The organism is Polynucleobacter asymbioticus QLW-P1DMWA-1, from assembly GCF_000016345.1.
GTDB classification, from domain to species: Bacteria; Pseudomonadota; Gammaproteobacteria; order Burkholderiales; family Burkholderiaceae; genus Polynucleobacter; species Polynucleobacter asymbioticus.
In genome coordinates this window covers 1,898,812-1,910,807 of sequence record NC_009379.1, presented here as the reverse complement: position 1 = coordinate 1,910,807, position 11,996 = coordinate 1,898,812, and the positions used below count along the sequence as shown (strand labels likewise).

The 11,996-nt window shown below is 42.4% G+C and carries 12 protein-coding genes; 5 read left to right on the top strand and 7 right to left on the bottom strand.

All coding sequences use genetic code 11. The features are described 5' to 3' along the window. Positions 1-4 precede the first annotated feature (4 nt). The 3 genes from PNUC_RS09490 to PNUC_RS09480 all read left to right on the top strand — a co-directional run bounded on the left by PNUC_RS09490 (position 5) and on the right by PNUC_RS09480 (position 3,710). Positions 5-715, top strand: a complete 711-nt coding sequence (locus tag PNUC_RS09490) for a TerC family protein (RefSeq protein WP_011903665.1) — start codon at positions 5-7, stop codon at positions 713-715. Positions 716-832: 117 nt separating this feature from the next. After that, positions 833-1,345, top strand: a complete 513-nt coding sequence (locus tag PNUC_RS09485) for a pilin (protein ID WP_011903664.1) — start codon at positions 833-835, stop codon at positions 1,343-1,345. A gap of 79 nt (positions 1,346-1,424) precedes the next feature. Continuing rightward, positions 1,425-3,710 (top strand): tetratricopeptide repeat protein, encoded by a 2,286-nt coding sequence (locus PNUC_RS09480; RefSeq protein ID WP_011903663.1) that lies wholly within the window; start codon positions 1,425-1,427, stop codon positions 3,708-3,710. Between the two features lie 14 nt (positions 3,711-3,724). Here PNUC_RS09480 and PNUC_RS09475 read toward each other — a convergent pair whose 3' ends face one another. Beyond that, entirely contained in the window at positions 3,725-4,699 is a 975-nt protein-coding gene (locus tag PNUC_RS09475; protein WP_011903662.1) for a glycosyltransferase family 4 protein, read from the bottom strand. Positions 4,700-4,844: 145 nt separating this feature from the next. Between PNUC_RS09475 and PNUC_RS09470 the strand changes: the two genes are divergently transcribed. Beyond that, a complete protein-coding gene (locus PNUC_RS09470; protein ID WP_011903661.1) occupies positions 4,845-6,416 on the top strand; it encodes a tetratricopeptide repeat protein in 1,572 nt (523 codons plus the stop codon). A gap of 15 nt (positions 6,417-6,431) precedes the next feature. Here the strand turns inward: PNUC_RS09470 and moaC are convergent, their stop codons facing one another. Beyond that, a complete protein-coding gene (gene moaC / locus PNUC_RS09465; RefSeq protein WP_011903660.1) occupies positions 6,432-6,908 on the bottom strand; it encodes a cyclic pyranopterin monophosphate synthase MoaC in 477 nt (158 codons plus the stop codon). 32 nt (positions 6,909-6,940) lie between these two features. On the opposite strand from moaC, the gene PNUC_RS09460 reads away from it, so the two are divergent. Beyond that, positions 6,941-8,629 carry a M48 family metalloprotease gene (locus PNUC_RS09460; protein ID WP_011903659.1) on the top strand — a complete coding sequence of 563 codons (1,689 nt, stop codon included), beginning with the start codon at positions 6,941-6,943 and terminating at the stop codon, positions 8,627-8,629. 1 nt (position 8,630) lies between these two features. Here the strand turns inward: PNUC_RS09460 and PNUC_RS09455 are convergent, their stop codons facing one another. Genes PNUC_RS09455 through PNUC_RS09435 form a run of 5 tightly spaced genes read right to left on the bottom strand, consistent with a single transcriptional unit; the run spans position 8,631 to position 11,932 of the window. Continuing rightward, a complete protein-coding gene (locus PNUC_RS09455) occupies positions 8,631-9,251 on the bottom strand; it encodes a DUF2946 family protein (protein ID WP_011903658.1) in 621 nt (206 codons plus the stop codon). Between the two features lie 9 nt (positions 9,252-9,260). Continuing rightward, positions 9,261-9,695 (bottom strand): YybH family protein, encoded by a 435-nt coding sequence (locus PNUC_RS09450; protein WP_011903657.1) that lies wholly within the window; start codon positions 9,693-9,695, stop codon positions 9,261-9,263. 22 nt (positions 9,696-9,717) lie between these two features. Beyond that, complete coding sequence (gene waaF / locus PNUC_RS09445) at positions 9,718-10,749, bottom strand: lipopolysaccharide heptosyltransferase II (RefSeq protein ID WP_011903656.1); 1,032 nt, start codon at positions 10,747-10,749, stop codon at positions 9,718-9,720. Positions 10,750-10,795: 46 nt separating this feature from the next. Continuing rightward, the gene (locus PNUC_RS09440) at positions 10,796-10,984 is read right to left on the bottom strand and encodes a zinc-finger domain-containing protein (RefSeq protein ID WP_011903655.1); all 189 of its coding nucleotides are present in this window, start codon (positions 10,982-10,984) and stop codon (positions 10,796-10,798) included. A 24-nt stretch (positions 10,985-11,008) separates the two neighbouring features. Further along, complete coding sequence (locus PNUC_RS09435) at positions 11,009-11,932, bottom strand: branched-chain amino acid transaminase (protein ID WP_011903654.1); 924 nt, start codon at positions 11,930-11,932, stop codon at positions 11,009-11,011. Positions 11,933-11,996 lie beyond the last annotated feature (64 nt).

The window sequence follows — 11,996 nt, the reverse complement described above, 5'->3', positions numbered from 1 at the left end:
ATTCATGGATTTAGCTGCGTTTACTGACGCCACCTTTTGGGCGGCTCTGTTATCAATCATTGTTGCCAATATTTTATTGTCTGGAGACAATGCGGTTGTGATTGCATTGGCATCACGTAACCTTCCGTCATCACAGCAAAAGAAAGCTATTTTTTGGGGAAGTGCCGCCGCAATTATTTTGCGAGTCATACTCACCGTCACCGCTGTTCAGTTGCTTACACTTCCGTATTTGAAAATCATTGGCGCCATTTTACTGGTCTATATCGGAGTGCAATTACTAGCCGATAGTGATGATGAAGCAGAGATGCAAGGACATTCAAATATCTGGGGTGCAATACGCACAATTTTGGTTGCCGACTTAGTGATGAGCTTGGATAACGTTATTGCGGTTGCAGCAGCAGCTCAAAAGGGCCCGGAAGAAACACGTCTAATTTTATTGATCATCGGTCTTGGCCTATCAATTCCATTAATCATTTTTGGTAGCACCATGCTTTTAAAGGTAATGGATCGTTTCCCTGTAATCATTACTTTGGGGGCTGGCCTATTGGGACTTTTGGCTGGCGGTATGCTGGTTGAGGATCCGGCAATAAAGGATTCAATTCAAGGCGCTATGGAAGATGCCCATATGATCTTTGAGGGGGTTGGGGTAGCGATTGTTATTTTGCTTGGAAATTATTTCAAGAGGAAAAATGCTAGCAAGCAAGGGCTTAACTAACCTTCACTTAAATCAGAAAAGCCGGTTTAAATAACCGGCTTTTTTTATAGCTCACTCACTTGAGTTATAGGGGTATAGACTGGATGATGGGGTATTTAACCACTGGAGCTAAAAGATATGAAGGGCACAAAGAATGCAGTTCAGGACCACCATAAAGAGGCGGGATTTACTCTAATTGAAGTCATGGTTGTTGTTGCAATCATTGGTATTTTAGTTGCGGTTGCGGTGCCGCAATATCAAGACTATATTGCGCGTAGTCGCGTAGTTGAGGGAATGAATTTATCATCTAGCGCCAAACTTGCAGTAACGGAAGCATTTGCGAGTCGAGGGACAGTTCCTATGGATGATGCGACTAATGGGTCGTTTACATTTGCCCCAACACGGAGTGTAAAGCTCATTGAAATAACTCCTTCTGGGGCGATAGCCATCGACTATCAAATTAGTGTTGCTCCAGAGGGCAAAAATACGCTTCACCTCATCCCAACGAATGAGCCTGATGCTAATACCCCGAAACCAGTTGATTTATCAAAGCCAGAAGGCGCCACTTGGGCAGGTGGTTGGTCATGTAGGTCTACCGAAACAAATCTTCTTTCTCAGTTGCTGCCATCCGAATGCAGAATTAGCAAATAATTAGTTTAGATTGAATCCAAATACGGCCGCTATAAGCGGCTGTATCACGCCCACCTATCATTAGTAATAAAATTGCTTTATGAATCCCCAATTACAGATGATGTTGCAACAGGCTTTGCAATCCTTTCAAAATGGAAATTATGAGAGGGCAGATTCCATCTTAGTGAAAATCATTAAAGCGGATTCAAAAAATTTACCAGCACTTCATGTCTTGGGACTCATTAAGGCATCTCAAAAAAAATATCAAGAAGCCGCTGACCTACTGAGCAAGGCCGCACGTTTAAATCCCAACGAAGCATCTATTCAATACAATTTAGCAAAATCTTTAGCAGATTGCGGCTCCTTCCGAGAGTCTATCCCTCATCATAAAAAAGCAGTTGAGTTGATGCCTAATAATCCAGAGGCATTGCTTAATTACGCAATTACATTGGGCGCTTTAGCAAGCTATGAAGAGGCTTTGAATGTTTTGGATAAAGCTATTCTTATTCAGCCAAATTATGCGGAGGCTTTTTTAAATCACGGATTAATCCTTGCGGCACTGAATCGCTTAGAGGATGCAAATATTTCATTTGATTCAGCCATTAGATTAAATCCAAGCTCAAGTGAATCTTGTTTCAACAAAGGCATTGTCTTGACGAAGCTTAACAAGTTAGACGAAGCTCTTAATGCCTATATAAGTGCAATTCACTTAAATCCAGATTATCTTGATGCTTGGTTAAATCGAGGTGTCGTTCTTCATGCTCTTAAGTGCTATGGTGAGGCTATTGATGCTTTCAACATGGTCATCAAATTAAATCCAAATCATTTTCAGGCTTGGTTTAACAAGGGAGCTAGCTTAAAGGAGTTGCAACGTTATGAAGAAGCCCTCATTGCTTATGACAACTCAATTAACTTAAATGTAGAGTATTCAGATGCATGGGTCAATAAGGCGGCAGCTCTCCATGAACTCAAACGGTTCAACGAATCCATAGAAGCCTACCAGCATGCACTAAAGCTCAATCCCAAAATTGATTGGGTTGAAGGGGATCTCCTTCATACCAAGATGAAAGTATGTTTATGGGATGACTTTGACGAAAGTCTTGCAGATTTAATGAGTAAAGTGCGAACAGGCGAAAAAAGCATTACTCCTTTTCCATTATTATCGCTAGTTGATGATGGGTTACTCCAGAAGCAGTGCTCAACTATTTACGCTAATAGTAAGTTTCCGTTGAATGCCAAGCTAGGACCCCTAAATAAACTGCTACAAAAAGAGAGAATTCGTATTGGATATTTTTCAGCTGATTTTAGAAATCATGCAGTATCAGCGCTGACTGCTCAACTGTTTGAACTGCACAATAAACAGAAGTTTGAAATTATTGCCTTTTCATATGGCCCTGATGATCAAAGTCTAATGAGGAATAGATTATCAAAAGCTTTTGATCAATTTTTAGATATCGGTTCTCAGTCAGATATGCAAATAGCCAAGCTTTCTAGAGATTTGGGTATTGATATCGCTATTGATTTAGGTGGGTTTACCACTGACAGTCGGCCTGGTATTTTTTCCTATCGTGCCGCCCCTATACAAGCTGGATACATTGGTTACTTAGGGACCATGGGCGCTAATTACATGGATTATCTGTTTGCAGATAAGACAATCATTCCTCATGAAGCTGAACAATATTACTCAGAAAAAATCGTATATTTGCCAAGTTATCAGGTTAATGATACGAACAGGAAAATATCAGATGAAATTTTTTCCCGCGAGAGTCTAGGGCTACCAAAAGACGAATTTGTATTTGCATGCTTTAACAATAATTACAAAATACTACCGGCAACTTTTAATAGCTGGATGAATATATTGAAGGCCACCCCAAAAAGTGTTCTTTACTTATATGCTGATAATCCTTGGTCTAAAGATAACTTGATGAAAGAGGCTGAAGCAAGGGGTGTAAAGGCGGATAGGCTGATATTTGGCGGCCGAATTGATGCTGATCAGTATCTAGCACGCTATCGTGCTTGCGATTTATTTTTGGATACTGCCCCTTATAACGCAGGGACAACAGCCAGCGATGCCTTGTGGGCGGGCCTTCCAGTTCTCACATTAATAGGACAGTCTTTCCCCAGTCGTGTTGCTTCTAGCCTCTTAAATGCAGTTGGATTACCAGAGCTTGTCACTAGTAGCGCCGCTGAATATGAAATTAGGGCGATTGAGCTAGCTATGAATCCTGAAATGATGTCTGCAATAAAGCTGAAATTGGTAAATAATCAACTTACTACTTTATTGTTTGATACTCCTCGTTTTACTGAGAGCATTGAGGCGGTGTACACCAAAATGTATGGGGACTATCAAAGTAACGTAGGACCCAATCACATTTCTCTCGGTTAGATAAAAAGAATTATTTAAGATTCGTTAACAAGATTAATTAAATCTGATACATTCTTATCAAATTCAAGCATGCCAAACCAGTGAGTAGCGGCCTCTTTTAACCTCATTCTTGCTGCACTATCAGCCCATTGATTTAATAGTAATTTGAAATTGGACCTAAAAGATTCAATAGATGAAGCGTCAAATATCACAATATCTGGAATTAATTTTTTCAATTCTCTATGGGCAGGAATATCACTTAACATTACTGGTACCGCTAGTTGCATAGCTTCAATGGCAACTAAATTTTGTGTTTCGGATACTGCGCAACTGATCACCCCTCGGCTGCTAGCAATTCTATTTTTTGCCTCCAGAGGAGTCAAGTGACCAGTAAAAACAAATTTTTCTAATGAAAGATGCAAAGGTTTAATTGCGCCAACAAAATGGATTTCTGGAAATTCCTCTAAATTCCCTAGGTGGCGAACTAATTGATCTTGACCTTTTCTTGTTTCCCATTCGCCAGAGCAGACGAAATAGGGGCCTTTGTTATCTATAGCAATATTATTGGGTATTTGAACGCAATTTTTAAGTTGGACCTTGAGGGCGGAGGGCATCCACTTTGAAAATTCATCAATTTGAAATTTGGAGGGGAAGGCGACAAATTTGAGCTCATCCAAGCGAAAATTATCAGGAGATTTCCTAATAATGTTAAAAAAGTATTCAGATTCGTGTATCCATGCCAAAACTTTTTTACTAGATTTACCAAAACTGAGGCTTGGGGGTACGGAAATTACAGTATTGGCGATGATTAAATCGTAATCATCTGCCGTATTTTTTTCATGATCAAATAAATTTATTCCAGATTTAATAAATTCAGTTAGTAGTGGTCCCGTTTTAAGTGAGGATATACAGACTTTATGCTCTAAACGAATGAGACTTTTGGCTAACTCTAGTAGAGCTATTGGCGCTCCCGTGTAATCTAGCTGATGGGAGACAAGTAATATATTCATTTAAGTTTTTACTTTTTACGAAGACTGGATTCTAAGACGTAAAAAATGTCTAAGGGTATCTTTTAAGAGTGATGCATGTATTGTATTAGGCGTTACAGTAATTATCTATTTTAATAATTTTAAGTTCTTGAAGTAAGATTCCATTATGAATCCACAGGTAGGTTTTCTTCTTAATAAAGCGCTTGAGGCGCTTAGAAGCTCAAATTTAGATTCTGCTAATTTATATCTGGAGCAGGCTATCAGATTTCAGTCAAATAATCCGCATGCTCTTAGGCTTCTTGGAGTGGTAGCCGCTCAAAGAGGTAAATATACGGAGGCTTTGGAGCATGTCAAAAAATCACTTAAACACCTCCCTAAAAATCCATTGGCTTTAAGTAATCTGGGTAATATTTATTTGGCTTTAAAGCAGTATCAAAACGCTCTTGAAGCTTTTGACCAGTCTATTAAGTTGGATCCAAGCTATTACGAGGTTTGGACTAATAAAGGTAATGTCCTCCATGAGTTAGAGCTATATGAAGATGCTTTGATTTGTCACGATAAATCTATTAGCTTGCAGCCAGGATATCCTGAAGCTTGGACTAATAAAGGTAATTCCTTATATGAGCTTGGCCGCTACGAATTGGCAATAGAGCATCACAATAATGCACTTACTCTTAAGCCAGATTATTACCAGGCATGGACCAATAAAGCCATTGCCCTATTTGAGCTTGGTTTATACGAAGAGGCAATAGAGCATTGTGATAAAGCTCTATTGCTCAATCCTGAATATTCTGAAGCGGAATGGAGCAAATGCTTACCCTTACTCTTGCAGGGTGACTTTCAACGTGGGCTGCCGCTTTATGAGAGCAGATGGAGATCTGGAAAAATTACAGCACCCCAAGATAAAAGAAGCTTTGATAAACCTACTTGGTTTGGGGCTGAGTCACTTCAGGGTAAAACCATTTTGCTTTACGGTGAACAGGGCTTAGGAGACTATATTCAGTTTTGCCGCTACGCTAAATTGGTTTCTGATTTAGGTGCGCGAGTAATCTTAGAGGTGCCTCCCGCGCTGAAGAGTTTGCTTGCAAATTTGGAAGGGGTTTCACAATTTGTTACTAAGGATGATCCACTCCCGGAATTTGATTATCAATGCCCGCTCTTGAGTTTGCCTCTCGCATTTAAAACGAGTATTGAGACCATACCTAATGTAGTCCCTTACCTCAAGCAAGAACAAATCTCAGACAAGTTGCAAGAGTGGACTCATAGGCTCGGTATCCAAACTAAACCACGGGTTGGTTTAGTTTGGAGCGGCAATCCAAGACATAAAAATGATCGCAATCGTAGTTTGCTATTGTCAGAGATGGTTCCTCATCTACCGGATCGATTTGAATATATTAGTTTGCAGAAAGAGGTGCGTGCCGTAGATCAAGCAACACTTGAAGCTAACCCTCAAATCCTCAACTTTGCAGCTGACATACACGATTTTTCTGATACCGCTGCTTTGATTAGGGGGTTAGATTTGGTTATTAGTGTAGATACAAGCGTTGCACACTTGAGTGGTGCACTAGGAAAGAAAACATGGATGCTATTGCCTTATGTTCCTGATTGGCGCTGGATGCTAGAGAGGGCTGATAGCCCGTGGTACCCATCAATGACTTTGTATCGCCAATCAGCGAAGGGCAATTGGGGTGAAGTGCTTAAAAAAATTCATTCAGATCTGATTGAAATGAATCAATAGTTTGTTAAGTTGCCGCTAGGCTAGCTTCCACTCCCCAGACTTCCCACCACTCTTCTCAAGTAGCTTGATGTCGCCCATTACCATGCCACGGTCCACCGCTTTACACATGTCATAGATAGTGAGTAGGGCTACTTGGACTGCAGTCAGCGCTTCCATTTCCACGCCTGTCGGGCCCGTAGTTTCTGCTCTGACTTTACAGCTAATGGTGCTGGTAGTTGAGTCAAGTCGAAATTCTAGGCTGACATGCGTCAAAGCTAATGGGTGGCATAGGGGGATGAGGTCAGCAGTTCTTTTGGATGCCTGGATCCCTGCTATTCGAGCAATACCTAAAACATCACCTTTTTTATGATTCCCGGTTTCAACCATTTTGAAGGTTTCCAGCAGCATTGTAATTTTGCCTGTAGCAATAGCTATTCTATGGGTGGCTGGCTTATCACCTACGTTTACCATGTGGGCTTGCCCGCTATCATCAAAATGAGTTAGTTTATTCATGGGATAAGTTTTACCATATAGGGATGCAAGACATGAAGTTAGATAAAAAACCCTCCTTTTTGTGGCGTTTAGTCACTGCCCAACTAATATTGACCCTGACTTGCTCAGGTCTTTCCCCTACTTATGCAGCCTCAGTAACAGGCGATGTTTCTGTTGAGGGAAATTCAGCAGCTATACAGAATATTGGCCGTGCTATGCAGTCTCCAGACGCGCGACCCACTAATGCGCCAACTAGAACTACCTATACTCAGTCTAATATTGTGTTGCCAGATATGGGTGATCCCGGCGGAGATTCATTAAGTCGCATAGATGAGCGTAAGTATGGTGAGTTAATCATGCGTCAAATTAGGCCGGATCCTGATTATTCAAATGATTTACCGATCTATGATTACCTTAATCAAATGGAGCGACGTTTATTACAGGCTGCAAAGAAAGCTCAGCTGGGTGGTGCTAATGAGCAGGGTAGTGGTGCCTACAATTTTGAATTATTTGCGGTAAAAGATAGCAGCATTAATGCATTCGCATTGCCGGGTGGATTCATTGGTTTTCATACAGGCTTGATTGTCAATGCAGAATCAGACTCTGAAGTAGCTTCCGTAATGGGTCATGAAACTGGCCACGTATTGCAGCGTCATTTAGCCAGGCAAATGGATAAGCAAGCTACCAACACAATGATTGCTTTAGCTGGAGTACTGCTTGGTGCATTAGCTGCATCACGCAATCCTCAGGCCGCGGCTGGCCTTATGCAGGGCGGACAAGCGGTCGCCATTAATAACCAGCTGTCATATTCTAGAGATGCTGAGCGTGAGGCGGATCGTATTGGTTTTCAGATCTTGGATGCCAGTGGTTATGACGTTAATGGCGCCCCAGGATTTTTTCAGCGCTTACAAAAGGCCACTGGAATTATGGACAAGGGAGTACCATCGTATGTTCGTACTCACCCTTTAACAATTGACCGTATTGCGGATATGCAAGATCGTGCACGTACTGTGCCTCCGCGCAATGTACCCACATCAGCTGAGTTTTACTTTATTAAGGCTCGGGCTCGTATGGAACAAGCGGGAACCTCTAGTGGGCTCTACGACTTAAAAAATACTTTTGACAGTTTAAGCAAGCAGCCACAAGCTGGAAAACAAATGGAAGGCTTTTATGGTTTGGCCCTAATTGCTCAAAGACAGGGCAAGTGGGATCAGGCAGAGGCTGATTTGCAACAAGCACGTAATTTAGCGCAAAAATCGAGCGCCCCAGGATCGCCTATTCAGCGCCAAAGCCTTTCTTTGGATATCACCGCTTCAGAGTTGGCGCTAGCTAGGGGTAAAAATGAAGAGGCACTACAAATTGCGCAGACTGCTTTACGTGCATACCCTCAGTCTTATGCGGCTGGCGCAGCCATGATTAATGCTGAATTAAAGTTGGGCAGAACGAACGATGCTATTGCTTGGTTAAAGGCGCGTACAAAATCACAGCCTAATGAGATTGTTTGGTGGGGAATGCTGTCCAATGCTTATGAGAAGGCTAACAATATCCCTATGCGTCACTACGCTCTGGGAGAAAAATATGCGCTTGAAGGTGCATGGCCATCTGCCATTGAGCAATTGAGGATTGCCCGTGCGGCTGGTGGCTCAGATTTTTATCAGGGTTCTAGTATTGATGCTCGTTTGCGCGAAATGCAACGTCAGTATCAAGACGAGCTCAAAGAAAACAAACAATTACCTAGTTAGGTTAGGTAGTAGGCGTGGGACTTTTGATGTAATGAAAGCGCTGACTTAATTCGTTAGAAAGGATGGGGTCTAAGGGCAGCTGTTTTCCATGCCAGGTCCAAGACCCGCCAAAGCTACAAGCTTGTTCACGCAGGATAGCTAATTCAGAAAAATGATCTAGATCGTGATCATGCAGTATCGCCACACTTTGGCATGCTTCATTAACAAAAGACTGTTTTTGATTATTCTCATCAATAGTTTGATGGGTAGACCCAGCAATATAAATATTTCCCTGCTCATCGCTGAATGCTGCGCTGGGTGCAAATGGGGTTTGACATTGGGTGAGGAATTGTGATCCTTCTTGCGCAGGGGTAATACGTACTATCCAAGGTGTGTAATCTAGGGTGACAAACACACGTTGTGGACCATTTTGAAAAAAGTAATTTCCTGCTTGGTCACATGCATAATTTCTGGAGATAAATTCACTTAGGGCGCGATGCACTATGACTTGGCCAGATAAGTGATTTTGCTGGGCGAATTCATCACGCATACGCCATTGCCCACGACGATCTAGTGCAAGCCAGCCAAAACACTCGGGAACATTAGGCCATTTAACTAATGAGCGAAGTACTTGATCATCCATTTCGGATTACTAATGCAATCCGTGAGGTGTAGAAGGAGCGTCAAATGTTTCTTCGGTAGAGTGACTAGCATGTAAGTGTGCAATCCGCCAGCCTTGACTGTCCTGTAAGAGAACCAAGGTGATGTTGAGGAAAAATTCTGCCTCCACTTGATCGGGTCTTAAGTGAACTGCTTCTGTAGTGTCATATATGGCAGCCCCCAGAACTGAATGGCTAATACAAGCAATGGGTTCCAGAAATAAAGGTTGCTTAGCTAGAAGCCTTTCTAGGCCTTCACGAATTTCTGCATGACCGCTCAGGCGATGGCCTTCAGGAAGCACGCAAGTTATAGAGTCATCATCGAGCCAAATATCTAAAGCACCTTTAACATCGCGATGACGAAGTGCATCACGCCAAGCGTCTACTACATCGTCAGCATTGTGAAAGAGTCTAGCTAGTTTGGTCATGGCTCACTTTTCTGGGAAAAGATTACAAGGTGTTTAGTGTAGCCAATACTTGTTCAGGAGAGATGTCTTTTAAGCACTGCAAATGACCAAGGGGGCACTCTTTTTTGTGGCAGGGGCTACAGGGTAGATTTAACCAAATGACTTTAGCCTTGTCTGATAAAGGCGGGGTATGAGCGGGGTCACTAGAACCGAAGATCGCAACTTGCGGGGTTCTGAGTGCGGCAGCAATGTGCATTAAGCCAGAATCGTTACTAATGACTGCTTTAGCCATACCAATTAACGCAATAGCCTCATCTAAAGTGGTTGTTCCTGACCAGTTGTGAATACGAGATGCTTGATTTGCTTGCGATGCAATTTCTTGGGAGATAGCTTGATCTCCTTTGCCCCCAAGAAGAATGATTTGATTAGTAGAGTTTTCCTGTATCAATTCTTGAGCCAATTTGGCAAAGTGATCTGTAGGCCAGCGTTTGCTTGGACCATACTCTGCGCCTGGGCAAAAAATATAAAGTGTTTGAGATGGAATCTTAAGATTGCTTAATTTCTTTTCAACAGACTCTTGCGCAGCTGATGAAACATTGAGTGTGGGGGTGAGCTTGCGTGGTATTGCCTGTTGATCTTCTTGCAACAAACTACTTAGTGCAAGATAGTGCTCTACCATCGGCGGCCGATTTACCTTGCTAGGATTTTCTAGTGCTAAGTTAATCAGGCCAAAACGTAATTCACCTCGATAGCCAATACGAAAAGGAATATTAGCAAGCCATGGAATGAGTGCAGATTTAAAGCTATTGGGCAAGACAAAGCAGGCTTGATATTTTTTCCCCGCTATTTTTTTTGCTAATTGTTTACGCAAATCCCATTGCAATTTTTTATGTTCAAAATGTGCATCTATTACTTCGTTTACCTCTGTGCAAGCCCGATAAATAGGAGCAACCCAAACACTGGCTAGAACATCAATTTTGGAGTTTGGAAATTGGGTTTTGAGGTGAGCCAATAAAGGCTGAGTCATGACGGCGTCCCCAATCCAGTTTGGGGCGATGATCAGAATACCGTGCATATGATGTATCCCGACTCAGCACCTCGCAAAGAGGTGCTGATCAGATTCAATGTCCGTGTGGTTCGGTGCCGGGAATGAGTTTGTACTCAGCGCCACAGTATGGACACTTTGCTTCCCCAGTTTTTGTAATGTCTAAAAAAACGCGTGGATGAGAATTCCATGCCGGCGTATTGCTGGTAGGGCAATGCAATGGCAAATCTTTTCCATCCACCATCACTGTTTGGGCTGCAGTCATATTTAACTTCCTGATCACTAAATATTATTTAACGTAAGTAAGCCACTTTTTGTACTGATCGTTTCTACCGTAGACGGCATCAAAATAAGTTTTTTGAATTCTCTCTGTAATGGGGCCACGCTCACCATCACCAATGGAGCGGTCATCTAATTCGCGAATTGGAGTTACCTCAGCAGCTGTACCTGTAAAGAATGCTTCATCAGCAGAATACACTTCGTCACGCGTTAAACGTTTTTCGCGTACTTCGTATCCCAAATCTTTTGCAATTTGCATTACAGAGTCGCGTGTAATGCCATCTAAACAAGAAGCTAAATCTGGTGTGTAAACAATACCGTTGCGCACCATGAATAAGTTTTCGCCTGAGCCTTCAGATACATAGCCTTCAGTATCTAGCAGCAAAGCTTCATCATATCCATTGGCAGTAACTTCTTGATTAGCCAAAATCGAGTTAATGTAGTAACCCGAAGCCTTAGCCCGTACCAGCGAAGAGTTGACGAAATGGCGGGTAAAAGAAGATGTTTTTACGCGAATTCCCTTGTTCAGGCCATCTTCGCCTAAATAAGCACCCCATTCCCAGGCCGCAATAGCCGTATGAATGGTATTGCCCTTAGGGGAGATTCCGAGCTTTTGCGAGCCAATAAAGATGATAGGGCGGATATAGCAGGCTTCTAGTTTATTGCTGTTAACCGTATCAATAATGCCCTTAGTGATCTCTTCAGGGCTATACGGCATGTTCATTTGGAAGATTTTGGTGCCATTAAATAGGCGTTTTACGTGCTCAGGCAGTCGAAAAATAGCGGTGCCTTGGGGGGTTTTATAGGCACGAATACCCTCAAAAACGCCCATTCCGTAGTGAAGACTATGGGTTAAAACGTGAATATTGGCCTCGCGCCAAGGAATTAGCTTCCCATCGGACCAAATAAAACCATCGCGGTCGGACATCGACATTTTTTCTCTACCTTTGTGTCTGTTAACTCATTGCGGATTAAACGGGGTACTGGGTCAGGTGGTT